Annotated in this window: 19 protein-coding genes, 1 tRNA gene and 2 pseudogenes; 9 read left to right on the forward strand and 13 right to left on the reverse strand. The window is 69.5% G+C overall.

Annotation, left to right across the window (positions count from 1 at the left end):
• Nucleotides 1-70: 70 nt before the first annotated feature.
• From B9D87_RS13695 to mfd, 8 genes are all read right to left on the reverse strand, one after another.
• Nucleotides 71-364 (reverse strand): hypothetical protein, encoded by a 294-nt coding sequence (locus tag B9D87_RS13695; RefSeq protein WP_040631946.1) that lies wholly within the window; start codon nt 362-364, stop codon nt 71-73.
• A gap of 101 nt (nt 365-465) precedes the next feature.
• Nucleotides 466-1,422, reverse strand: coding sequence for a Ppx/GppA phosphatase family protein (locus B9D87_RS13700; RefSeq protein WP_007776750.1), 957 nt, complete (start codon nt 1,420-1,422; stop codon nt 466-468).
• On the reverse strand, nt 1,416-1,904 hold the full coding sequence (locus B9D87_RS13705; RefSeq protein WP_007776753.1) for a DUF501 domain-containing protein: 489 nt from the start codon (nt 1,902-1,904) through the stop codon (nt 1,416-1,418). Before B9D87_RS13705 ends, B9D87_RS13700 begins: the two co-directional genes overlap by 7 nt.
• Nucleotides 1,897-2,604, reverse strand: a complete 708-nt coding sequence (locus tag B9D87_RS13710; protein ID WP_007776758.1) for an FtsB family cell division protein — start codon at nt 2,602-2,604, stop codon at nt 1,897-1,899. Before B9D87_RS13710 ends, B9D87_RS13705 begins: the two co-directional genes overlap by 8 nt.
• 20 nt (nt 2,605-2,624) lie before the next feature.
• Nucleotides 2,625-3,914, reverse strand: a complete 1,290-nt coding sequence (gene eno / locus B9D87_RS13715) for a phosphopyruvate hydratase (RefSeq protein ID WP_007776761.1) — start codon at nt 3,912-3,914, stop codon at nt 2,625-2,627.
• Between the two features lie 66 nt (nt 3,915-3,980).
• A complete protein-coding gene (locus tag B9D87_RS13720) occupies nt 3,981-4,709 on the reverse strand; it encodes a lytic transglycosylase domain-containing protein (protein WP_007776764.1) in 729 nt (242 codons plus the stop codon).
• A gap of 319 nt (nt 4,710-5,028) precedes the next feature.
• Entirely contained in the window at nt 5,029-6,069 is a 1,041-nt protein-coding gene (locus B9D87_RS13725; RefSeq protein ID WP_007776768.1) for a nucleoside triphosphate pyrophosphohydrolase, read from the reverse strand.
• Nucleotides 6,066-9,719, reverse strand: a complete 3,654-nt coding sequence (gene mfd / locus B9D87_RS13730) for a transcription-repair coupling factor (RefSeq protein ID WP_167540353.1) — start codon at nt 9,717-9,719, stop codon at nt 6,066-6,068. Before mfd ends, B9D87_RS13725 begins: the two co-directional genes overlap by 4 nt.
• 120 nt (nt 9,720-9,839) lie before the next feature.
• Here mfd and lysA point away from each other — a divergent pair, with 120 nt between their 5' ends.
• Complete coding sequence (gene lysA, locus B9D87_RS13735) at nt 9,840-11,180, forward strand: diaminopimelate decarboxylase (protein ID WP_007776772.1); 1,341 nt, start codon at nt 9,840-9,842, stop codon at nt 11,178-11,180.
• Here lysA and B9D87_RS13740 read toward each other — a convergent pair whose 3' ends face one another.
• On the reverse strand, nt 11,181-11,774 hold the full coding sequence (locus B9D87_RS13740; RefSeq protein WP_007776775.1) for a TetR/AcrR family transcriptional regulator: 594 nt from the start codon (nt 11,772-11,774) through the stop codon (nt 11,181-11,183). It lies immediately after the preceding gene.
• 182 nt (nt 11,775-11,956) lie between these two features.
• On the opposite strand from B9D87_RS13740, the gene B9D87_RS13745 reads away from it, so the two are divergent.
• From B9D87_RS13745 to pth, 8 genes and pseudogenes are all read left to right on the forward strand, one after another.
• Nucleotides 11,957-12,028, forward strand: a tRNA-Gln gene (locus B9D87_RS13745).
• A 124-nt stretch (nt 12,029-12,152) separates the two neighbouring features.
• The gene (gene glmU, locus B9D87_RS13750; RefSeq protein ID WP_007776776.1) at nt 12,153-13,637 is read left to right on the forward strand and encodes a bifunctional UDP-N-acetylglucosamine diphosphorylase/glucosamine-1-phosphate N-acetyltransferase GlmU; all 1,485 of its coding nucleotides are present in this window, start codon (nt 12,153-12,155) and stop codon (nt 13,635-13,637) included.
• 103 nt (nt 13,638-13,740) lie between these two features.
• Entirely contained in the window at nt 13,741-14,721 is a 981-nt protein-coding gene (locus B9D87_RS13755) for a ribose-phosphate diphosphokinase (protein WP_007776779.1), read from the forward strand.
• Nucleotides 14,722-15,078 (forward strand): arsenate reductase (glutaredoxin), encoded by a 357-nt coding sequence (arsC, locus tag B9D87_RS13760; RefSeq protein ID WP_007776780.1) that lies wholly within the window; start codon nt 14,722-14,724, stop codon nt 15,076-15,078. It abuts the gene before it with no gap.
• A gap of 32 nt (nt 15,079-15,110) precedes the next feature.
• On the forward strand, nt 15,111-15,734 hold the full coding sequence (locus B9D87_RS13765) for an LpqN/LpqT family lipoprotein (RefSeq protein WP_052002595.1): 624 nt from the start codon (nt 15,111-15,113) through the stop codon (nt 15,732-15,734).
• A gap of 23 nt (nt 15,735-15,757) precedes the next feature.
• On the forward strand, nt 15,758-16,627 hold the full coding sequence (locus tag B9D87_RS13770) for an oxidoreductase (RefSeq protein ID WP_007776784.1): 870 nt from the start codon (nt 15,758-15,760) through the stop codon (nt 16,625-16,627).
• 356 nt (nt 16,628-16,983) lie between these two features.
• Nucleotides 16,984-17,651, forward strand: a pseudogene (locus tag B9D87_RS13775) (50S ribosomal protein L25/general stress protein Ctc).
• A 12-nt stretch (nt 17,652-17,663) separates the two neighbouring features.
• Nucleotides 17,664-18,239, forward strand: coding sequence for an aminoacyl-tRNA hydrolase (pth, locus tag B9D87_RS13780; protein ID WP_007776787.1), 576 nt, complete (start codon nt 17,664-17,666; stop codon nt 18,237-18,239).
• Nucleotides 18,240-18,253: 14 nt separating this feature from the next.
• Here pth and B9D87_RS13785 read toward each other — a convergent pair whose 3' ends face one another.
• From B9D87_RS13785 to B9D87_RS13805, 4 genes and pseudogenes are all read right to left on the reverse strand, one after another.
• On the reverse strand, nt 18,254-19,888 hold the full coding sequence (locus B9D87_RS13785) for a fatty acyl-AMP ligase (protein WP_007776790.1): 1,635 nt from the start codon (nt 19,886-19,888) through the stop codon (nt 18,254-18,256).
• Nucleotides 19,889-20,225: 337 nt separating this feature from the next.
• Nucleotides 20,226-21,181 (reverse strand): annotated as a pseudogene (locus B9D87_RS13795) (4-(cytidine 5'-diphospho)-2-C-methyl-D-erythritol kinase).
• A gap of 60 nt (nt 21,182-21,241) precedes the next feature.
• Nucleotides 21,242-22,195: a 16S rRNA (adenine(1518)-N(6)/adenine(1519)-N(6))-dimethyltransferase RsmA gene (gene rsmA, locus B9D87_RS13800; RefSeq protein WP_040631954.1), complete on the reverse strand. Its 954-nt coding sequence runs from the start codon at nt 22,193-22,195 to the stop codon at nt 21,242-21,244.
• Entirely contained in the window at nt 22,159-23,286 is a 1,128-nt protein-coding gene (locus B9D87_RS13805) for a resuscitation-promoting factor (protein WP_007776796.1), read from the reverse strand. The genes rsmA and B9D87_RS13805 overlap by 37 nt, the downstream gene beginning before the upstream one ends.
• Nucleotides 23,287-23,294 lie beyond the last annotated feature (8 nt).

Raw genomic sequence — 23,294 nt, forward strand, 5'->3', positions numbered from 1 at the left:
TGTCGCGGCCACCCTGATCTCCGCGCGGCCACCCTGATCTCCGCGCGGGGGTATTGGCTAATTGCCCGCCTCAGAGCGACAACTTGGCCGCCTCGCGCAACGCCAGCACACGCTGGTGGATTCGATGTTCGGTGCCACGGGGCATGTACCCGGGCCCGTAGCGGCCCCGCCGGAGCCGTAGCACCCTGCCGCGTTCGGTCTCCCATCGCAGCGCGTCCGAGATCGCCTTCGATGGTCGGCCGCGGACGCAAAAGTTGTGCCACCGCAGCGCGTCGATCAATTCGGCGATGGTCGCCGGCCCATGCACCGCCAGCTGCATCGCGAGCACGTAGCGCAGCTCGGTCCCCTTGAGTGAATAGCTCATCTCCGGACGGTCGCACACGGGTACGACACCGCCGGCATTGTCGCTACGAGGCGGGCAAAACACATGCCCACTTCCTCAGAGGGCGATCTGGCTTATGTGACCTACTCGGCGATGGACAGCACGATGCCGTCCAGGATGTCGTGCTCGCTGACCGTCAGCTCGTCGATGCCCGCGCGGGCCCGCAGCTCGCGCGCCAACTCCTCGACCACGATCGCTCCCCCGCCGATCACGTCGGCCCGGCCCTCGTGCATCGGCGGCAGCGCCGCGCGCTCCGCCCGCGTCATGCCGATGAGGCGCTCGCACACCGACATCAGGTCATCGCCCGCGACGCGCGAAAGATGAATGGCCGCAGAATCATACGCCGTCATGTTGTGGGCCAGCGCGGACAGCGTCGTCATCGTCCCGGCGAGTCCAACCCAGGTCTTCGCCCCCGCCACGGGCACCACATCCAGCGCGACCTCGAGTCGTTCGCGCACCACCCGCCGGGCCGCCGCCACCTCCTCGACCGTCGGCGGGTCCGAATGCAGGCAGCGCTCGGTCAGCCGCACGCAGCCGATATCGGCCGAATAGCTGGCCGTCACTCCGTCTTCGGCGCCGCCGCCGGTCACGATCTCGGTGGAGCCGCCACCCAGGTCGACGACGACGAAAGGGCCTGTCGCACTGTCCAGCTCGCCCACCGCGCCGCGGAACGAGAGCTCGGCCTCCTCGGCGCCGGTGATCACCTCCGCCACGGCCCCGGGCAGCACCGCACCCAACACCTCGGCCGTCATCGCAAAGAACGCGTCGCGGTTGGCGACATCGCGGGCGGCCGACGTGGCCACCATCCGCACCCGTTGCGCGCCATGCTCTTTGACCAAGGCCGCGTAATCGGTGAGCGCCGCGCGGGTGCGGGCGATCGCGTCCGCCGCGAACTCACCGGTGGCGTCAACACCCTGACCCAGCCGCACGATTCGCGTCTCCCGGTGCACGTCGCGCAGCCGGCCGCCGTCGAGGTCGGCGATCAACAACCGGATTGAGTTGGTACCGCAGTCAATCCCCGCGAGCCTGCCGTTCACCATTGGCCGGCCACCAGGATGCCGGCCATCGCGGGCTCGCCGGCCAAAATCGCCAGCGCCTCGTCGCCGAACGGATTCACGCCCGGCCCCTTGGCCAGCGAATGCGCGATCAGCACATGCAGACACTTGACCCGGTCGGGCATTCCGCCACCGGAGAACGTGGTTCCCAGCGGCTCGATCGCGTCCCGTTCGGCCAGATATGACTCGTGGGCGCGCCGGTAGGCGGTCGCCAATTCCGGGTCCCGGCCCAGCCTTTCGGTCATCTCGCGCATCAACCCGGTGGTCTCCAGTCTGCTGGCGGCGGCCGTCAGGGCCGGATGGGTCAGGTAGTACAACGTCGGAAACGGCGTGCCGTCGGGCAGTTTCGGCGCCGTCTTCACCACGCCGGGTTCACCGTTGGGGCACCGGTAGGCGATGTCGAGTACCCCGCGCGGCTCGCGCCCCAGCTGGCGCGCTACCGCTTCCAGGTCGGCATGATCAACCACCGGGACCCGTGGGATTCGGTGCGGGCAACGGGCCGGGTGCGCCCGGTTCGGCCGGCGGGGCTTCGGGCGCAGGCGCTTTGGCCGGCGGCAGGTGCGGGGCGTCGGCGATGGTGTGCCACAGCGACGTGTACCACGGGTCATTGTTGGCCGGTTTCGCCGACGGCGATCCCGGCTGCGTGGGCTCGGCCGCCGACGGCGGAAGCTGGACCTGGAACGGGATGTCCCCGGGCTTGACGAAGCCGAGGCGCTCGCGGGCCTGCGCCGCGATGTAGGCCGGGTCACCGAGTTTGGCCTTGCGCTGTTCTAGGTCCGCGACCTGACGGCGCAGCGCCGCTTCGGTGGCGGCCAGCTGATTCATCTCGGTGCGCTGGGCGAAGTAGGTGCGCACCGGCCCGGCGATGGTCAACGTCAGCACGCAGATCACCGCGGCCAGCACCGCCGCGCGGCGCGCGGTGAAACCCAGCCGTTGCTCGGAGCGCTGCTCCACCGATTCGGCGGCCTGGCGGGTGATGGGCTCGACGACATGCTCTTGCTGCGTTCGCGGGGCGGCCCGGCCGGCCTGGTTCGCCGTGGGCGACGTCCGCGAAGACGGCTTGGAGGACGGCTTGGCCGTGCGGCGGCCCCGACCCGCATCGCCGGCCTTCCCCGGGCGTGAGGCCGGGGAGCGCCGTTTCGAGTCGGGCCGTTTCGCGTCAGCCATGTCAGCCGTTGAACGTCAAGCTATTTCGCCTCCACGGCGTAGCGCGGGAAGGCCAGGTCGCCGGCGTAGCGCGCGGCGTCGCCGAGCGCCTCCTCGATCCGCAGCAGCTGGTTGTACTTGGCGACGCGCTCGCTGCGGGCCGGCGCGCCGGTCTTGATCTGCCCGCTGCCGACGGCCACCGCCAGGTCGGCGATCGTGGTGTCCTCGGTCTCGCCGCTGCGGTGGCTCATCATCGTGCGATAGCCGCTGTGGTGGGCGAGCGCGACGGCGTCCAGGGTCTCGGTCAGCGTGCCGATCTGATTCACCTTGACCAGCAACGCATTTGCCACTCCCTTGTCGATGCCCTCTTCCAGGCGCTCGGGATTGGTGACGAAGATGTCGTCGCCGACCAGCTGGACCCGGTCACCGATCGACGCGGTCAGGGTCACCCAGCCGTCCCAATCGTCTTCCGACAGCGGGTCTTCGATGGACACCAGCGGGTAGGAGCCGAGCAGCCCGGCGTAGAACTCCGCCATCTGCTCGGCGGTGCGGGTGGAACCCTCGAACTTGTAGCCCGTCCCGTCGGTGAAGAATTCGGTGGCCGCCGCGTCGAGCGCCAGCGCCACGTCGGAACCGAGTTTGAAACCGACCGACTCGATGGCCCGGCTGATCAGATCCAGGGCCGCGGTGGTGCCCGCCACGTCCGGGGCGAAGCCGCCCTCGTCGCCCAGGCCGGTGCTCAGGCCCTCCTTCTTCAGCACCGACTTCAGCGCGTGGTACACCTCGGCGCCCCAGCGCAACGCCTCGGCGAAGCTGGGCGCGCCGATCGGCGCCACCATGAACTCCTGGATGTCGACGGCGGTGTCGGCGTGCGCGCCGCCGTTGAGGATGTTCATCATCGGCACCGGCAGGATGTGCGCGTTCGGCCCACCGAGGTAGCGGAACAGCGGCAGCTCGGCGGAATCGGCGGCCGCCTTGGCGACCGCCAGGGAGACGCCGAGGATCGCGTTGCCGCCCAGCCTCGACTTGTCGGGCGTGCCGTCCAGATCCAGCAGCGCCTGATCCACCAGCCGCTGATCGTCGGCGTTCAGGCCGATCACCGCCGGGCCGATCTCGTCCAGCACGGCCTGCACCGCCTTCTGCACGCCCTTGCCGCCGTAACGCTCGCCGCCGTCGCGCAGCTCGACGGCCTCGTGCTCTCCCGTCGACGCGCCGGACGGCACCGCCGCGCGGGCAAACGTCCCGTCGATCAGGGCTATCTCGACCTCGACTGTCGGGTTACCGCGGGAATCGAGGATCTCGCGGGCCCCGACCTGCTCGATAATCGGCACTGAGTTCTCCTTGCCTAAACTTGCCGGGTCGCCGGTGCGTGCTTTTTCCGTCAGCGATACATCCTGCTACAGCGGGTGGCCCTTCGCGTAAGCGGTCGCCCAATCGCGGACCGCCCGGGCGTAGACACCGGAGTTGTTGTAGGCGCGCAGCGCGGTGATCCAGCCGCGCGGCGTCGCGAGATCCTTTCCGCGCCAACACAGATACCCGGCCGCGGCGAGCGCCGCGTCGTCGATGTTGTCCGGGCTGACGCGGCCGTCGTTGTGAGCGTCGACACCATAGAGCCGCCACGTCTCCGGGATGAACTGCATCGGCCCCATGGCGCGCGTCACACCGTCGTCGTCGGTGACGTCTTCCTCCGTGTCGACGATGCGCAGCGTGCCGCCGCTGCCGTCGAGGCGGACGCCCCGAATCGGGGGGCTCACATCGCCGTTGGGGGCCAGCCGCGCTCCGCGGTAGGTGCCATGGTGGCTCTCGACCTGGCCGATGCCGGCCAGGGTGGTCCACGCGATGTGGCATTTCGGGTTCTCGACTTCGGCGACCCGGGCCGCGTAGGCGTAGGCCTCGAGCGCGATCACCGGGATCTCCAGCCCTGCCGACCGCTGCACCGCCCAGTCCCGCAACTGATCCGCGGGCCGGCCGCTGGCGTGGGTGTCCACCGCCGGCACCGGATCCCCGGCCGGCGGCGGGACCCCGTCGGGGATGAACAGGCTGAGCTGCCAGGTGCAACTGGATGCCAGAACGATCGCGGTCGCGCCGATCACGGCGGCCGCGCGCATCCAACGCCTCGGCGACACCATGCTTTTCTGAGCTCCCCTAAACTCGCCTGCACCAACTTCCGCCACACCATCGTCCCATGCGTTCGGCAACTGCCCGGCTGCCTCGGACCTCGGCGCACCGACCGCTCGTCGGTTTCAGCTAATGCTCGGTTAGCTGCTCGTCGCCTCGGCTAGCGCAGTCAGACCATCGCCGACCACGGGGATTCGCAACCTCATCCGCGATATTACCGAGCCGCCGACGACAAATCCGGCAAACATTCCGATGATCGCTCTGACTCACGGCCGAAAGTGCGAATTAGTGCGCCGCGGCGCACGCGGTACGGACGCCGGCCACCCGTCAGGCGTCGTCGGCGGTCGCTTCTTCCTCGACCACATCGACGGTCGCGTCGGCCTTGCCGTCGGTATCCGGCGCCGAGTCCTGCAGCCGATCCTCGACGGCCTTCGGTTCTTCGGCCGGCCAGTGCTCGCGCCAGTCGTCCTCGGAGATCTCGCCGAGCGGGGCCACGTCGAACTCCTCGGGCACCCCGCTGCCGCGGCGCGCGGCCGCGATCACCCGCTCGACACCGCGGACCGTCTCCACGAATTCCAGAACGGCGCTGCGCAGGGCACTTTCGGCGTCGACGTCGGCCGACACCGAGATCGACGTGACCGTCTCGGGGATCAGGTCCGCGGGCAGGCCCGCCTTGCCGGCACGCGCAATGACCTTCTGCGCCAGCGCCAATGCGGGCTGGCCGGTGTGCACCTCGTCCATCACCGACTTGCGCGGCTTCTCGGCGGCCTTGCGCTCTTCCCACTGGGCCAGCTGCTCTTCGAGCGAAATGGATTGCCCCGCAAGCACTCCCGGCACCCGATTGCCCAGCTTGCGCATCAGGGTGGTGGCGACGTCGTCGATGGTGAAGGGGAATTGCGACGCGTCCTCGGCGATGCGCGCGTGGAAAAGCACCTGCAGCAGCACGTCGCCGAGCTCTTCTCGCAGCGCCTCGGCATTGCCGCTGCCGACCGCGTCCAGCAGCTCGTAGGTCTCCTCCAGCAGAAACCTGCGCAGCGAGTCGTGGGTTTGTTCGCTCTCCCACGGCCCCGCGGTGCGCAGCTTGTCCATCATCGCCACGGCGTCGACCAGCCGTTCCCCGCGTGGCGTCTCGGGCGCCGAGATCAGCCGGGCCCCGGCCGCCAACCGGGCGACGACGGCGGGGTGGTCGGGGTCCGACGACAGCAGCACCGGGGCGTCTTCGCCGGAGTGCACCGGGCGCGCCGCGGACAGCGACCACGGCACCGCGACGGGCATCTCTTCGGTGTACTGCACCTCGCCGCCGAGGTGCTCGATGGCTTCGATGGGCACCAGCGAGGGGCGGCGGGGGTCGAACAAGACGACGATCATCGTGCTTGTCGCTCCTCCCTCGTCATCGCTGCAGGTGAACTCGTTATATCAATTTCTTGCTGCGGTTTGCCCTGCAGTGCCGTCACCAGGTTGGCCACCATCTGGACCAGCTCCACGTCGCGCAGCCGCGGCGCGCCCACCCCGCCGGCCCTCGGGATGGGAACCTGCACGGTGGACGTCGTGGCGCGGTAGCTGGCGGCCGGGTACATCCGCTTGAGCCGCACCTGAGCCGAATCCGGCAGCGTCATCGGCGAGAGCCGCACGGTCGACGCCGACGCCGCCGATACCTCGGTGATGCCGGCGGCGCGGCACAGCAATCGCAGCCGCGCCACCGCCACCAGCCGCAGGGCCGGTTCGGGCAGCGCCCCGTACCGGTCGATCAGTTCCTCCACCACCGCGTCGATCTCGCCGTCGGAGGCCGCGGCGGCCAGCCGCCGGTAGCCCTCCAGGCGCAGCCGGTCGCTGGCGATGTAGTCCGGCGGCAGGTGCGCGTCGACCGGCAGGTCGATCCGCACGTCCTTGGGCTCCTCGGCCGTGGTGACGGTCTGGCCGTCGGCGGCGGCCCGGTAGGCCTCCACCGCCTCGCCCACCAGCCGGACGTACAGGTCGAAGCCCACCCCGGCGACGTGTCCGGACTGCTCGACCCCCAACACGTTGCCCGCGCCGCGGATTTCGAGGTCCTTCATCGCGACGGCCATGCCCGCGCCCAGCTCGTTGTTCTGTGCGATGGTGGCCAGCCGGTCGTAGGCCGTCTCGGTCAGCGGCGAGTGCGGCGGATAGAGGAAGTAGGCGTAGCCGCGCTCGCGGCTGCGGCCGACGCGGCCGCGCAGCTGGTGCAGCTGCGACAGGCCGAAGGTATCGGCGCGCTCGACGATCAGCGTGTTGGCGTTGGAGATGTCCAGCCCGGTCTCCACGATCGTGGTGCACACCAGGATGTCGTATTCGCGGTTCCAGAACCCCTGCACCGTGCGTTCCAGCCGTTCCTCGGGCATCTGCCCGTGCGCGACGACCACCCGCGCCTCGGGCACCAACTCGCGGATCCGGGCCGCCGCCCGGTCGATCGAGCTGACCCGGTTGTGCACGTAGAAGACCTGCCCGTCGCGCAGCAGCTCGCGCCGCAGGGCGGCGGCCACCTGCTTGTCGTCGTGCGGGCCGACATAGGTCAGCACCGGATACCGCTCCTCGGGCGGGGTCAGGATCGTCGACATCTCCCGGATGCCGGCCAGGCTCATCTCCAGGGTTCGCGGGATGGGGGTGGCGCTCATGGTCAGCACGTCGACATGGGTGCGCAGCGACTTGATGTGCTCCTTGTGCTCGACGCCGAACCGCTGCTCCTCGTCGACCACCACCAGGCCGAGGTCCTTCCAGCGCACCCCGGTCTGCAGCAGCCGGTGCGTGCCGATCACCACGTCCACCGATCCCTCGGCCAGGCCCTCGACCACGGCCTTGGACTCCGTCGGGTCGGTGAACCGGGACAGGCCCTTGACGGTCACCGGGAAGCCGGTCATCCGGTCGCTGAAGGTCTGCAGGTGCTGGTCGGCCAGCAGCGTGGTGGGCACCAGCACGGCGACCTGCTTGCCGTCCTGGACCGCCTTGAACGCCGCCCGCACCGCGATCTCGGTCTTGCCGTAGCCGACGTCACCGCAGATCACCCGGTCCATCGGGATCGGCTTTTCCATGTCCGACTTGACCTCGGTGATCGCGGTCAGCTGGTCGACGGTCTCGGTGTAGCCGAACGCGTCTTCCATCTCGGCCTGCCAGGGCGTGTCCGGCCCGAACGCGTGCCCCGGGCTGGCCTGCCGCTTGGCGTACAGCGACACCAGCTCGCCGGCGATCTCGCGGACCGCGCGGCGGGCCTTGGTCTTGGTGTTGGTCCAGTCGCTGCCGCCCAGCTTGCTCAGCGCCGGCGCCTGCCCACCGACGTACCGCGACAGCTGGTCCAGCGAATCCATCGGCACGTACAGCTTGTCGGAGCCGCCACCGCGCTTGCTCGACGCGTATTCGAGCACCAGGTATTCGCGGCGGGCCCCGCCGACCGTGCGCTCGACCATCTCCACGAACCGGCCGATGCCGTGCTGATCGTGCACCACCAGATCACCGGCGGACAGGGCCAACGGGTCAACGGTGTTGCGCCGCTTGGCCGCCAGGCGCTTGCCCTCGACAGCCGTGACCCGGCTGCCGGTCAGGTCGGTCTCGGTGATCACCACCAGCGTGGCGCCGGGGATGATGACGCCGTCGTGCAGCGGCCCCTTGAGCACACCGACCACGCCGGCCTTGGGTGCCGCACCGGATTCGAGCATCGCGGCCGGGGTGTCGCACTCGGCCAGCCGCTCCACCACGCGATGCGCGGTCCCGGTGCCCGGCGCGACGACGACGGCGTAGCCGCCCGTGCTGACGTGCGCGCGCAGCATCGCGAAGATGCCGTCGATGTCGTGCTGGTGTCCCCGGGCCGACGGCGCCGAGCGGATGTCGAGTTCCACGGCCGACTCGTCGGACAGCTGGCTCAACGTCCACCACGGGTGCCCGGCGCGGGCCGCCGCGGCCCGGACCTCGTCGAGTTCGGCGAATCCCGATCCGCCGAACTGCGCCACGTCCACCGGCGCGTCGGTGCCCAGGGCGGCGACCGACCACGACGCCTCGAGGAATTCGCTGCCGGTCTTGATCAGGTCGGCGGCCCGGGTGCGGACCTTCTCCGGATCGCAGAGCAACACCGGTGTGCGCTCGGCCAATTGGTCGGTCAGCAGGACGTGCTCGCCGGGCCGGAGCACCGGCAGCAGGGCCTCCATGCCGTCGACCGAGATGCCCTCGCCGATCTTGGCCAGCATGTCGCTGACGCTGCCGGTGATGGCGGGTTCGGTGCTGCGGTGCCGGGCGGCGAGCTCGGCGGCGCGCTCCCGCACCTCGTCGGTCAGCAGCAGCTCGCGGCAGGGCACCGCGATCAGGGTGTCGACCTCGATCTCGGGGATCGAGCGCTGATCGGCGACCGAGAACATCCGCATCTCGCTGACCTCGTCGCCCCAGAACTCGACGCGCACCGGGTGCTCGGCGGTCGGCGGGAAGACGTCGAGAATGCCTCCGCGCACGGCGAATTCGCCGCGCCGGCCGACCATGTCGACCCGGGTGTAGGCCAGCTCGGCGAGCCGGGTGATCACGCCCTCGAATTCGATCTCGGTGCCGACGTTCAGGGTGACCGGTTCCACCAGGCCCAGCTGCGGCGTCATCGGCTGCAGCAGCGAACGCACCGCGGTCACCACCACCTGCAGGGGCGGGCCCAGCCGGGAGTCGTCGGGATGGGCCAGCCGGCGCAGCACCGTCAACCGGGCGCCGACGGTGTCGACGCCGGGCGAAAGCCGCTCGTGCGGCAGCGTTTCCCACGAGGGGAAGACCGCGACGGAATCGCCGAAGACCCCGCGCAGTTCAGCGGTCAGGTCGTCGGCTTCGCGCCCGGTCGCGGTGACTACCAGCAGAGGACCCAACCGCGCCAGCGCACTGGCGACGAATAGTCGTGCGCTGGCTGGACCCACCAGGTGTAATTCGGCAGGCGAAGCGGACGCGCTGTCGATCAACTGCTGGAAGGTCGGCGCGGTGAGCGCCAATTCAACGAGCCCCGCGATCGGGGTTTCTGGGCGAGCAGCCCCCGGTGCGGTCATGATGAATTCCATTCTAGGGGCGACCCCGGACACGCCGAACCACATCAATATTGAGGTCGCCGCCGTCAAGGGATCGTAAGAAAGCCACCACCCGAATACCCGCGGGCGCAGGTTGGATTCATGACATTGCTGGACATCCTGCCGTCGCTGGGTCAGGCGGCTTCGCCGCGTTTCGATCCCGCCATCTGGCCGATCACCGCCCACCCCGACGAGCAGGGCAGGCTGTGCGTCGGCGGTGTGCCACTGGCCGACATCGCCGACGAATTTCACACCCCGGCCTACGTCATCGACGAAGCCGACTTCCGGCATCGCGCCCGCCGCTACCGCAAGGCGCTGCGCGGTGTCGACGTGGTCTACGCCGGAAAGTCGCTGTTGAGCACCGGGGTGGCCCGCTGGGCGCGCGACGAGGGCCTCGGCATCGACGTCTGCTCCGGCGGCGAGCTGGCCGTGGCCCTCGCCGGTGGGGTCGACCCGGCGCGCATCGTCATGCACGGCAACGCGAAGTCGCCCGAGGAGCTGCGCGAAGCGGTACGCGTCGGCGTGGGCCGCATCGTGCTGGATTCCGGCATGGAGATCGCCTACCTCGCCGGGCTGGCGCAACGGCGCCAGCCCGTGCTCATCCGGGTGACCCCCGACATCGACATCCACGGACACCGCGCCGTGACCACCGGTGTCAGCGACCAGAAGTTCGGGTTCACGCTGCACGGCGACCGGGCCGACGTCGCGGCCCAGCGGGTGCTGTCGCACCCCATCCTCGACCTCGTCGGTCTGCACTGCCATATCGGCTCGCAGGTCGCCGACCCCGCCCTGTACGGCGAGGCGATCCGCCGGATGATCGCCGCGATGGCCGACATCCGCGCGCGGCACGGCGTCATTCTCACCGAGCTGAACATCGGCGGCGGGCACGCCATCCCCTACGTCCCCGGCGATCGCGAGCTGAACCTCGAGCAGCTGGCCGACGTCATCGAGAACGCCCTCGACGAGGCCTGCGCCGCCGAGCATTTCCCCCGCCCGCAGATCGTGGTGGAACCGGGCCGGGCCATCTGCGGCCGGGCCGGGGTGACGCTGTACCGAGTGTGCTCGATCAAGACCCAGCCGGGCGGGCGCACCTTCGTCGCGGTCGACGGCGGGATGAGCGACAACCCGCGGGTGTCGCTCTACGGCGCGCGATACACGGCCGCGCTCGCCAATCGGCACTCGCTGGGCCTCAAGCAGCGGGTCACCGTCGTGGGCCGGCATTGCGAGGCGGGCGACGAGATCGCCCGCGACATCGAGCTGCCGTCGGATCTGCACCCGGGCGACCTGCTGGCGGTGGCCTGCACCGGCGCCTACCACCACAGCATGGCGTCGAACTACAACATGGTCGGGCGCCCCGCGCTGGTGGCCGTCAAGGACGGCCGGGCCCGCGAACTGGTCCGCCGGGAGACCGTCACCGACCTGCTGGCCCGCGACTGCGGCTAGCTACTCGTCCTGCAGCCGAGGGTCGGCTTCCAGGTGGGTCAGCCCGTTCCACATCAGGTTGACCAGGTGCGCGGCCACCACTTCTTTCTTGGGCTCGCGGGTGTCGAGCCACCACTGCGCCGTCATCGACACCGAGCCGACGAGCGCCTGCGCATACAGCGGCGCCAGCCCCGGATCCAGGCCGCGCCGGGAGAAGTCGCCGGCCAGGATGGAACTGACCTGGTTGACGGCGTCGTTGAGCAGGCTGGAGTAGGTGCCCGAGCTGATCGCGGCCGGCGAGTCGCGGATCATGATCCGGAACCCGTCGGTGCGCTCTTCGACGTAGGTGAGCAGCGCCAGGGCGACCCGTTCGACGCGCACCCGGGACCGGTTGTTGGTCAGTGACGAGGTGATGCCGTCCAGCAGCGCCGACATCTCGCGGTCGACGACCACCGCGTACAGGCCCTCCTTGCCGCCGAAATGCTCGTAGACAACCGGTTTGGATACGTTGGCGCGCAGCGCGATCTCCTCGATCGAGGTACCTTCGTACCCGCGTTCGGCGAACAGCGTGCGCGCGATGCCGACCAGTTGCTGGCGGCGCTCGGTGCCGGTCATCCGCGCGCGCGGCGCCCGCACCTCCTTATCCGCCTTGTCCGAGTCACGATCCAGCACGGCCACGTCATTCAGCGTATCGGGCGGTCGGCGGTTCAGCGGCCGACAAGCGGCCCGCATCGTCGTCGGACTAAAGTCTTGGTGGCGCGGTCGGTGTCGATCCGCCGCTCGCCATGGGTTAGCGATCCGTCGTGGTGTAATCGGCAGCACCTCTGATTTTGGTTCAGATAGTTCAGGTTCGAGTCCTGGCGACGGAGCTTCAATTGCTTGTTGCGATATCCCATCGTTTTTTGCCTTCACCGCAGCTGAAGTGACACGCTTGACGGCGTGTCGGCGCTTGAAGCGCGCAGCCCGCGCCCGACGAACCCAAGAGGAGGGTTGATGTCGTCTCCTGGTGACACCGCGGTCCTGGTGCTGGCGGCCGGGCCCGGCACCCGGATGCGGTCGGACACCCCGAAAGTCCTGCACACCATCGGTGGGCGCAGCATGCTGTCCCACCTCCTGCACGCGATCACCAAGGTGGCTCCCCAGTACCTGGCCGTCGTCCTCGGACATGACCACGAGCGGATCGCCCCGCTGGTGGCCGACTGGGCCGACGCGCTGGGCCGTCCCATCGACGTCGCGCTGCAGGACCGGCCCCGCGGCACCGGCGACGCGGTGCTGTGCGGCCTGTCCGCGCTGCCCGACGACTACGCCGGGGTCGTCGTCGTCACCTCGGGCGACACTCCGCTGCTGGACGCCGACACCCTGGCCGACCTGATCGCCGCCCACACCGCCGCCCCGGCGGCGGTGACCGTACTGACCACCACGGTGAGCGACCCTAGCGGCTACGGCCGCATCCTGCGCACCCAGGACAACGAGGTCATGGCGATCGTGGAGCACGCCGACGCCACACCCTCGCAACGCGAGATCCGTGAGGTCAACGCCGGCGTCTACGCCTTCGACACCGCGGCACTGCGCTCGGCGCTGAACCGGTTGAGCTCCAACAACGCTCAGCACGAGCTCTACCTCACCGACGTCATCGCCATCCTGCGCGGTGACGGCCTGGCCATCCACGCCCGCCACGTCGACGACAGCGCGCTGGTCGCCGGCGTCAACAACCGCGTCCAACTCGCGCAGCTGGGTGCCGAACTCAACCGCCGCATCATCGCGGCCCACCAGATGGCCGGCGTCACCATCGTCGACCCGGCCACCACCTGGATCGACGTCGACGTCAGCATCGGTCGCGACACCGTCATCCAGCCGGGGACGCAGTTGCTGGGCCGCACCCAGGTCGGTAGCCACTGCGACGTCGGACCGGACACCACCCTGACCGACGTCAGCGTCGGCGACGGCGCCTCGGTGGTGCGCACCCACGGCACCGCGTCGTCGATCGGTGCGGGCGCGACCGTCGGGCCGTTCACCTACCTGCGGCCGGGCACCGTGCTGGGCGACGACGGCAAGCTCGGCGCGTTCGTCGAGACCAAGAACGCCACCATCGGCACCGGCTCCAAGGTGCCGCACCTGACCTACGTTGGGGACGCCGACATCGGCGAACACAGCAACATCGGCGCGTCCAGCGTGTTCGTCAATTACGACGGCGAATCCAAGCGGCGGACCACCATCGGTTCGCACGTGCGCACCGGCTCGGACACCATGTTCGTGGCACCCGTGACGGTCGGCGACGGTGCCTACACCGGCGCGGGCACGGTGGTGCGCAACGACGTCCCGCCCGGAACGCTGGCGGTATCCGCGGGTCCGCAGCGCAACATCGAGGGCTGGGTGCGCCGCAAGCGCCCGGGCAGCGCGGCCGCGCAGGCGGCCGAGGCCGCCGAGAAAGCCGCTGTTCAGGGCCCCGCGGCGGGCTCCACGCCACAAGCCGAATAGACACCGTGAATTTGCTAGCTGGCAACCCGGCCACATTTCCGTACGATTCGCTTCGTACGATGGGGCCTTCCATCCCCCACCCCGATTTGGCGAGGGCAGTGCGTTGAGCCACGACTGGACCGATAACCGCAAAAATTTGATGCTCTTCTCCGGCCGTGCGCATCCGGAGCTGGCCGAGCAGGTGGCCAAGGAGCTCGACGTCCACGTCACCGCACAGACGGCGCGGGAGTTCGCCAACGGCGAGATCTTCGTGCGGTTCCACGAGTCGGTGCGCGGCTGCGACGCCTTCGTCCTGCAGTCGGCCCCGGACCCGGTGAACAACTGGCTGATGGAACAGCTGATCATGATCGACGCCCTCAAGCGGGGCAGCGCCAAGCGGATCACCGCGGTCATGCCGTTCTACCCGTACGCCCGCCAGGACAAGAAGCACCGTGGCCGCGAGCCGATCTCGGCTCGGCTGGTCGCCGACCTGCTCAAGACCGCGGGCGCCGACCGGATCGTCACCGTCGACCTGCACACCGACCAGATCCAGGGCTTCTTCGACGGGCCCGTCGACCACATGCGCGGGCAGAACCTGCTGACCGGCTACATCCGCGACAACTACCCCGACGGCAACATGGTGGTCGTCTCGCCCGACTCCGGCCGGGTGCGCATCGCCGAGAAATGGGCCGACTCGCTGGGCGGCGTCCCGCTGGCCTTCATTCACAAGACCCGCGACCCACGGGTGCCCAACCAGGTGGTGTCCAACCGAGTCGTCGGTGAGGTGTCCGGACGCACCTGCGTGCTGATCGACGACATGATCGACACCGGCGGCACCATCGCCGGCGCGGTGAAGCTGCTGCGCGACGAGGGCGCCGGTGACGTGATCATCGCCGCCACCCACGGGGTGCTCTCCGACCCGGCGGCCGAGCGGCTGGCCGCCTGCGGCGCCCGCGAGGTGATCGTGACGAACACCCTTCCGATCGGCGAGGAGAAGCGTTTCCCGCAGCTGACGGTGCTGTCCATCGCGCCGCTGCTGGCCAGCACCATCCGCGCCGTCTTCGAAAACGGTTCGGTCACCGGGCTTTTCGACGGGGACGCCTAGATGGCTGGCAAGCCAGACGACGCCGTTATCTTCCACAACCCACGCTGCAGCACCTCCCGCAAGACGCTGGACCTGTTGCGCGACAACGGCTTTGAACCCAGGGTGGTCGAGTACCTGAAGACCCCGCCGACCCGCGACGAGCTGGTGAAGATGATCCGCGACGCGGGTATCGACGTGCGCACCGCCGCCCGCAAGCGTGAGTCGCTGTACGAGGAGCTCAGCCTCGCGGATGCCAGTGACGACCAGTTGCTGGACGCCATGGTCGAACACCCCATCCTCATCGAACGGCCCTTCGTCGTCACGCCGAAGGGCACTCGGCTGGCCCGCCCGATCGACGCGGTCCGCGAGATTCTGTGAGTCGGCCCGGCCGCGGTGTGGCCGCTGCCGCGATGGTTGCGGTGGCCTTGTCCGCGGCCGGCTGCGCGCCGAAACCGCCTGACTACCAATCGATCCTGTCGAACACCCCGACGACCACGACGACCAAGGCGGCGGAGAAGCCGGTGCCGCTGTCGCAGTATCTGCAGAGCATCGGGGTGACCGGAGAGCCGGTGGCACCGGGATCGTTGCCCGACCTGGCGGTGTCGATCCCGACTCCGCCGGGCTGGTCTCCGTTCACCAGCCCGAACATCAGCCCGCAGACGCTGATCATCTCCCAAGGCGGCAAGTTCCCGACGGCGCGGCTGGTGGTGTTCAAGCTGAACGGTGACTTCGACCCGGCCCAGGTGATCAAGCACGGCAACGACGACGCGCAACTGTTTCCGAACTTCAAGCAGCTGGACGCCTCGGGCGCGCCCTACAACGGATTTCCCTCGTCGATGATTCAGGGCAGCTACGACCTCGACGGCGGCATGCGGCTGCACAGCTGGAACCGCATCGTCATCGCGACCGGATCGGGGCCCGCGCACCAGCGTTACCTCGTGCAGCTGACCATCACCGGCTTCGCCAACCAGGCGGCGGCGCAGTCCGGCGACATCGACACGATCATTCACGGATTCGTCGTCGCGGCAAAGTGACGTCCCCATTAGTGTGGTCAGCCATGACTGGCTGGACCGCCGCAGATTTACCGTCGTTCGCCGGACGCACCGTCATCATCACCGGTGCCAACAGTGGGTTGGGTGCCGTGACCGCCCGCGAGCTGGCGCGACGAGGGGCCACGATCATCATGGCCGTCCGCAACATCCGCAAGGGCGAGACCGCAGCCCGCCAGATGGCCGGCCAGGTCGAGGTGCGAGAGCTCGACCTGCAGGACCTGTCGTCGGTGCGCCGGTTCGCCGACGGGGTGAGCGAGGCCGACGTGCTGATCAACAACGCCGGCATCATGGCGGCCCCGTTCGCGCTCACCGTCGACGGCTTCGAGACCCAGATCGGCACCAACCACCTCGGGCACTTCGCGCTGACGAACCTGTTGCTGCCCAAGCTGACCGATCGGGTGGTGACGGTCTCGTCGATGGCGCACTGGCCCGGGAGCATCAACCTCGACGACCTCAATTGGCAGCACCGGCGGTATTCGCCATGGCTGGCCTACAGCCAGTCGAAGTTGGCCAACCTGCTGTTCACCAGCGAGCTGCAGCGCCGCCTGGTCGCGGCCGGTTCCCCGCTGCGCGCGCTGGCGGTGCACCCCGGCTACTCGCACACCAACCTGCAGGGCGCCTCCGGGCGCAAGCTGGGCGACGCGCTGATGTCGGCGGTCACCCGGGTGGTCGCCACCGACGCCGATTTCGGCGCCCGGCAAACGCTGTACGCGGCGTCCCAGGATTTGCCCGGGGACACCTTCGTCGGGCCCCGGTTCGGCCAGATGGGCCGCACCCAACCCGTCGGGCGCAGCCGGCGCGCCCGGGACAGCGCCACCGCGGCGGCGCTGTGGTCGCTGTCCGAGCGGCTCACGAAGACGACGTTCCCGCTCTGAGGTCACGCCGGTCCCGAACACCGCATCACTACCTCGCCGAATACCTCGCCGAACCAATAGGCGTTTTGCCCGCCTCTGAGCGACAACCGGGGTGGCCCACGCAGGCGCTCAGGTAGCCGCCGCAGTTTGGTCGCTCAAAGGCGGGCAGTTGCAACATCCCCCTGGCCGAGTGGCAGAAGTGCCGCCGGCGCCCCGCGGCGACCGCGAATTTCCCCTCTGAGGTGCAGATGCGCTAACCTGACCGGGCGTCACGGCGAGGGTGACTGGCTGGCCAGCACCGTTATCGACGGAGACCGACGAATCGTCGCGACCCTGGCCGTGCCCCGAACAACGAGCGAGCACACAGGAGCGACACGATGGCCAAGCAAGCACTCAACCAGTTGAAGGTCGCGGTCCGCGCCGAGACCGGCAAGGGTGCGTCCCGGCGCGCCCGCCGCGACGGCAAGATCCCGGCCGTCCTCTACGGCCACGGCAGCGACCCGCAGCACCTGGAACTCCCCGGGCACGACTTCGCCGCGGTGCTCCGGCACGCGGGCACCAACGCGGTGCTGACCCTCGACATCGAGGGCAAGGAGCAGCTGGCCCTGACCAAGTCGCTCGACATCCACCCGATCCGCCGCACCATCCAGCACGCCGACCTGTTGGTCGTGCGCCGCGGTGAGAAGGTCGTCGTCGAGGTCCGCGTCGTCATCGAGGGCGAGGCCGTGCCCGGCACCCTGGTGACCCAGGACACCAGCACCATCGAGATCGAGGCCGACGCGCTGTCGATTCCCGAGCAGCTGACGGTGTCGATTGAGGGCGCCGAGCCCGGCACCCAGTTCTCAGCCGGACAGATCGCCCTGCCCAAGGGCGTCACGCTGATCTCCGACCCGGAGACCCTGGTGGTCAACGTGCTCACCGCGCCGACGGCCGAGGAACTGGCCGAAGAGGGCGCGGGCGAGGTCACCGAGGAGGCCCGGCGGCCGAGGGCGAAGCGGAGGCCGAGGCCGGCGAAGAAGAGGCCGCCGAGGCCGAGTCCGAGTAGGCGGATCGCGACGTGGCCGAGCCCTTGCTGGTCGTCGGCCTGGGCAATCCGGGGGACAACTACGCCCGGACCCGACACAACGTCGGATTCATGGTCGCCGACCTGCTCGCGCAGCGAATGGGTTCGAAGTTCAAGGCGCACAAGCGATCCGGCGCCGAGATCGTCAGCGGCCGGCTCGCCGGGCACTCGGTGGTCGTCGCCAAGCCGCGCTGCTACATGAACGAATCCGGCCGCCAGGTCGGCCCGTTGGCGAAGTTCTACTCGGTGACACCGGGCGACATCATCGTGATCCACGACGACCTCGACCTGGATTTCGGGCGCATCCGGCTCAAGATCGGTGGCGGCGAAGGCGGCCACAACGGCCTGCGGTCGGTTGCTAACGCATTGGGCAGCAAGGACTTTCAGCGGGTCCGGATCGGGATAGGCCGTCCCCCGGGACGCAAGGATCCGGCGGCGTTCGTGCTGGAGGCGTTCAGCGCCGCGGAGCGCCCCGAGGTCCCCACCATCTGCGAGCAGGCCGCGGACGCGACCGAGCTGCTGATCGAACTGGGGCTAGAGCCCGCGCAGAACCGCGTCCACGCCTGGTAGCCAGCCGACGCGGACTAGGTGACCAGGCTGACGGAGGTCGACCGGCGCAGCTTGCCCGACGGCGTCTTCGGGATGGTCCCCGGGCCGAGCACCACCACGTTGCGCGGCCGCACGTCGACCTCGGCCACCACCTCTCGGGCGACCTGGTGCTCGATGCGGCGCACCTCGGCCTGGTCCTGGAAGGCGTTGGACTCCACGGCCACCGCGAACGTCTCGCGGGAATGCCCGGCGTCCAGCCGCACCGCCACGGCGCAGCCGGGCCGCACCCCCTCGACGCGGCAGGCGGCGCGCTCGATGTCGGTCGGATAGATGTTGCGGCCCGCCATGATGATGACGTCCTTGACGCGGCCGCAGACCACCACGTGACCCTCTTCGGTCAGGTAGCCGAGGTCGCCGGTGTCATACCAGCCGTTCTCGTCCTGGGCCGAGATGAAGCCGCCCATGGTGAGGTAGCCGGGCGTCAGCGACTCGCCGCGCAGCTCGATCACGCCGACGCCGCGGGCGGGCATCACGTCGCCGTTCTCGTCGATGATGCGCGCCTCGAGGTCACGCAGCAGCGGGCCGAGGGTGGCCAGCCGGCGGGTGTTGCCCTTGGTGGCCGGCACCGCGCGGCGCAGGGCGGCCAGCAGGTCGGCGTCCACCTCGTCGACCACCAGGCCGGCGTTGCACTCCGAGAACGACACCGCCAGCGTGGTCTCGGCCATGCCGTAGGCCGGCAGGATCGCAGACGACTTCAGGCCGAACGGCTTGCCGGCGTCGAGCAGGTCCTCGACGTCGGCGGGCTCGACGGGCTCGGCGCCGGACAGCGCGAAGCGCAGGGTCGACAGGTCGAAGTCGCCGGGCTTGGCGTTGCGGCGCAGCCGCTTGGCCAGCAGCGCATAGGCGAAGTTGGGCGCCGCGGTCATGGTGCCCTTGTACTTGTCGATCAGCTTGGCCCACAGCAGCGTGTCGCGCAGGAAGTCCATCGGCGTGACCTTGACCAGCTCGGCACCGAAGTACATCGGGATGGTGAGGAAGCCGACCATGCCCATGTCGTGGAAGCAGGGCAGCCAGCTGACCATGACGTCCTTGGTGACGTCGTACTGGGCGCCGATGAACATCGCCTCGGCGTTGGAATAGATGTTGCGGTGGGTGATCTGCACCGCCTTCGGGGACCCGGTGGATCCGGACGTCAATTGCATCAACGCGAGCGCATCCTCACCGACCTCGACGGGTTCGATGGGCTCCGCCGCGAGCAGGTCGGCGACGGTGACGACTTTGATGCCCTTCTCCTCGAGCACCGGGATGGCCACCAGGAACGGCTCGGAGACGACGACGGCCTTCGCCTCGATCATGCCGATGACGTTCATGGTGTCCTCGGCCCACACGGCCAGGTCGGTGCGCGGCGTGGGCTGGTGCAGCATGGTCAGGCTGGCGCCGCGCATCCACAGGCCCTGCGCGGTCGGGGCGATCTCCACCGGGTAGCCGGCGAGCACGCCGACCGCGTCGTCGGGCCCGATGCCGGCGGCGGCCAGGCCGCCCGCGATACGGCGCGCGCGCTCGTGGACCTCGCCCCAGGTGTGGCGGACCGGTTCGTGGGGTTCACCGGTGACCATGCCCGTCGTCACGGACCGGGCATTGCGGTACATCTTCTCGGTAAACCTGCTCACAAAATCCTCCTCGGATCCAGCCCTGGTCCCAATGCCCGGAATCTCATGTTCCGCCCGCTGGGTGACTCTTCGCCGCAAGCACGCAAACACAGTTGGGCGGCGGTTAGGTCTCGGAACGATGATGCGTGCGCACCCGCCGCGGTGCCGCGGCGTTCGATCACCCGATAAGCGCGAATCGGACCGGAGAAGTCTTGCCGGGCCCGATTCATTAATCGTCCGCCGGGACACCCGGCGGACGATGGAATTAAGTGATCTTGCTCAACGCTTCCCGTCACCGCGCATCATCTTAAACTCCTCTTAGGGTGGCGCCAAACCAATGCGCGAATTGGGGTTTTTTTCACACCTCGGTCGGTGAGGGGACCACCCGCGCGCCCGCCACCGGCCCGCTCGCGACCCGCACCGTGCGGCAGACGCCGGCCCCCGACACCTCGGTGCCGACGTCGACCGCGGCGGCCGCCGACGAGCACAGGAAAGCGCACGTCGGGCCCGACCCGGACACGATCCCCGCCAGCGCGCCGGCCTCCACGCCGGCGCGCAAGGTCCGCCGCAGCGCGGGGTGCAGGCTCACCGCGGCCGCCTGCATCTCGTTGCCCAACAGCGGTGCCAGCTGCTCGGCGTCGCCGGCGGCCAGGGCGGCCAGCACCGGCCCGGGAGCGGGCAGCCGGGGCGGGTCGCCCGCCTCGCGCAGCCGGTCCAGCTCGGCGAAGACGGCAGGCGTCAGCAGCTCGCTGTCGGCGAACGCCAGCACCCAGTGGAAGGTGTTGCGGGACAACACCGTCGCCAACTCCTCGCCGCGGCCGGTGCCCAACGCCGTCCCGCCGTGCAGCGCGAACGGGACGTCGCTGCCCAACCGGGCGGCCAGCGCGCGCAGGTCGCGACGCGGCACGTTGAGTTCCCACAGCGAGTTCATCGCGACCAGCACGGCGGCCGCGTCGGCGCTCCCCCCGGCCATTCCGCCGGCCACCGGGATCGATTTGTCGATGATGATCGACACATCCGGCGCTCGGCCGACGTGTTCTGCCATCAGCTCGGCGGCCTGCCAGGCGAGGTTGCGTTCGTCGGTGGGCAGCTTCTCGGCGCCCTCGCCGACCATCTCCAGCGAGAGCACGTCGGCATTGCGGACCGTCACCTCGTCGAGCAGCGAAACGGCCTGAAAGATCGTGTTCAGCTCGTGATAACCGTCCTCGCGCCGGTCGCCGACCGCGAGGTACAGGTTGACTTTTCCGGGACCCGAACGGTCACCGACCCGGTGGGAACCCACTGCGCGGCGGTGTTGCCGTCAGACGCTGACACGGCTGCAGACTATCGCTGCTGAGAGCCAACCACACGCATCTGCGCCCCGGCGGCCCGCCGTCAGCCCGCCGACGCGCCCTGTTCCGTGCTTCGCGGCGTCGTCTGGGAGGCGCCATGGGGCCGGTCTGCGGATCGCTGCAACAACCGCACGAAGTCGTCGATCGAGAGCGTCTCGCCGCGGCGAGCGGGATCGATGCTGGCGGCCAGCAATCGATCCGCCGACTCGTTGCCCGAGCCGGCCCAGTCCACGAACGCGTTGCGGCAGGTCTTGCGCCGCTGCCCGAACGCGATGTCGATCAATGCGAACACCGCGCGACGGAACGCCTCGTCGGCGGGCCACGGCGAGGTCGCGTAGCGGTCGATGCGCACCAGCCCGGAGTAGACCCGCGGAATCGGCCAGAACACGGTCGGCGACACCATGCCGCAACGACGGACCCGGCCGAAGAAGCGCACCTTGACGCTGGGCACGCCGTACTCCTTGCCGCCCGGCTCGGCGGCGAGCCGCTCGGCGACCTCGGCCTGCACCATCACGGTCACGGTCTGAATGGACGGGAATTCGGCGAGCAGGTGCAGCAGCGCCGGCACGGCGACGTTGTACGGCAGGTTGGCGACCACCGCGGTGGGCTGCACGGCCAGCTCGTCGCGGCGCAGCGTCAACACGTCGCGGTTGAGCACGGTCAGGCGCTGGCCTTCGCTGGTGGAGTGCTCGGCGACGGTGTGGGGCAGCCGTTCGGCCAGCACCGGGTCGATTTCCACGGCGGTGACGGGCGAGCCGCGGTCGAGCAATGCCAGGGTGAGCGAACCCAGCCCGGGCCCGACCTCAAGGACGTGGTCGGACCGGCTCACGCCGGAGGTGGTGACAATCCGGCGCACCGTATTGGCATCGTGGACGAAGTTTTGGCCGAGGGATTTCCGTGGCCGAAATTCAAGTTCTTTGGCCAGCCGCCTGATCTCGGTACGCCCGAGTAGCCGGATGGTCAGCGCGCACCAGCTCTTCCGCTGCACACTGGCCACGCACCCCAACCCTGGCGCTCCCGGGTCACCTCGGCAACGGTGATCTGCTCCTCGCGGGTGGCGAGGTCGGCGCGCGAGGCGAACCGCAACCCGCCGTTGCGCTCCCACGTGCCCTGGTCGAACTGCACACCGCCGTAATACCCGTTACCGGTGTTGATCGCCCAGTTTCCGCCGGCCTCGCAGCCCGCGATCGCGTCCCAGATCGAGCCGTCGCTGACCGGGGGCACTTCGGTGCCGGGCTTGGTGCCGATGCGGACCACCGAATCGCGGGCGGGCGTGATGACGGTGTTGGCGATCGGCAGCCGGCCGGTCTCGACGCCGTTGACGGTGGCCACCGAGAAGGTGACGTCCTGCGTGCCGGGGCTGCCCGGATCCTCGACGACCTGGCGGCTCATGTTCATGCCCGGATCCTCGATGCGACGGGCGGTGGGGGGCAGCGGGACCCGCTCGGTCACCTGCTTGATCCGGTTGCGGGTCACCTGGACTTCCATCCCGTCGACGATCGGCGCCGTCGCGGCGGGCACCACCTGGTCGCTGTCGAGCAGCGGCGCTCCGGCGGCGCTGAGCAGGCCGGCGACGTTCGGCGCCGCGAGGTGCACGTTGCGGACCGCGCCGCCGTCGTTGATGCGGACGGTCTTGGCGCTGACGACGGGCAGCGCCATCCCGGCCAGCGGAACGCGGCTGCCGCGGTTGGCGGCGGCCGGGGCGGTGTCGGTCATGGCCAGCTGGGCCAGCGCCTCGTCGACGGTGGATGCGGTGGTCCACACCTGCCTGGCGTCGTGGCCGTCCAGCGAGATCTGCAGCGGGCGGCTGCGCCGCAACACGATCTTGCCGGCGTCGTGCACCTTGACATCACCGGCGGGATAGAGGTCGTCGCGTTCGTCGATGGCGAACCCGTTCTCCTCGACGACATCGATGACCCGCGACTTCATGGTGGTCACCTGCATGGCGACCCCGTCGACGGTCAACGTCACCGTCTTACACACCGAGACCGCATATCCGCCCGCGAATGCCAGGACTACCAGCAGCCCTCCGACGACGAGACGCAACATTGGCGAAGGGTTCTGATGAAGTTTTGTCAATACACTCAACGCGCGCT

Origin of the sequence: Mycobacterium colombiense CECT 3035 (genome assembly GCF_002105755.1) — a bacterium.
In the GTDB taxonomy this organism is placed as follows: domain Bacteria; phylum Actinomycetota; class Actinomycetes; order Mycobacteriales; family Mycobacteriaceae; genus Mycobacterium; species Mycobacterium colombiense.

Bases quoted from the DNA above. Each gene is read 5' to 3' on its own strand.
- B9D87_RS13770 (WP_007776784.1), top strand. From the start codon at position 15,758: ATGACTGGCTGGACCGCCGCAGATTTACCGTCGTTCGCCGGACGCACC.
- lysA (WP_007776772.1), top strand. From the start codon at position 9,840: ATGACATTGCTGGACATCCTGCCGTCGCTGGGTCAGGCGGCTTCGCCG.
- B9D87_RS13700 (WP_007776750.1), bottom strand. From the start codon at position 1,422: ATGGTGAACGGCAGGCTCGCGGGGATTGACTGCGGTACCAACTCAATC.
- B9D87_RS13725 (WP_007776768.1), bottom strand. From the start codon at position 6,069: ATGATCGTCGTCTTGTTCGACCCCCGCCGCCCCTCGCTGGTGCCCATC.
- B9D87_RS13740 (WP_007776775.1), bottom strand. From the start codon at position 11,774: ATGACCGGCACCGAGCGCCGCCAGCAACTGGTCGGCATCGCGCGCACG.
- B9D87_RS13710 (WP_007776758.1), bottom strand. From the start codon at position 2,604: ATGGCTGACGCGAAACGGCCCGACTCGAAACGGCGCTCCCCGGCCTCA.
- arsC (WP_007776780.1), top strand. From the start codon at position 14,722: ATGGCTGGCAAGCCAGACGACGCCGTTATCTTCCACAACCCACGCTGC.
- glmU (WP_007776776.1), top strand. From the start codon at position 12,153: ATGTCGTCTCCTGGTGACACCGCGGTCCTGGTGCTGGCGGCCGGGCCC.
- mfd (WP_167540353.1), bottom strand. From the start codon at position 9,719: ATGACCGCACCGGGGGCTGCTCGCCCAGAAACCCCGATCGCGGGGCTC.
- B9D87_RS13765 (WP_052002595.1), top strand. From the start codon at position 15,111: ATGGTTGCGGTGGCCTTGTCCGCGGCCGGCTGCGCGCCGAAACCGCCT.
- B9D87_RS13695 (WP_040631946.1), bottom strand. From the start codon at position 364: ATGAGCTATTCACTCAAGGGGACCGAGCTGCGCTACGTGCTCGCGATG.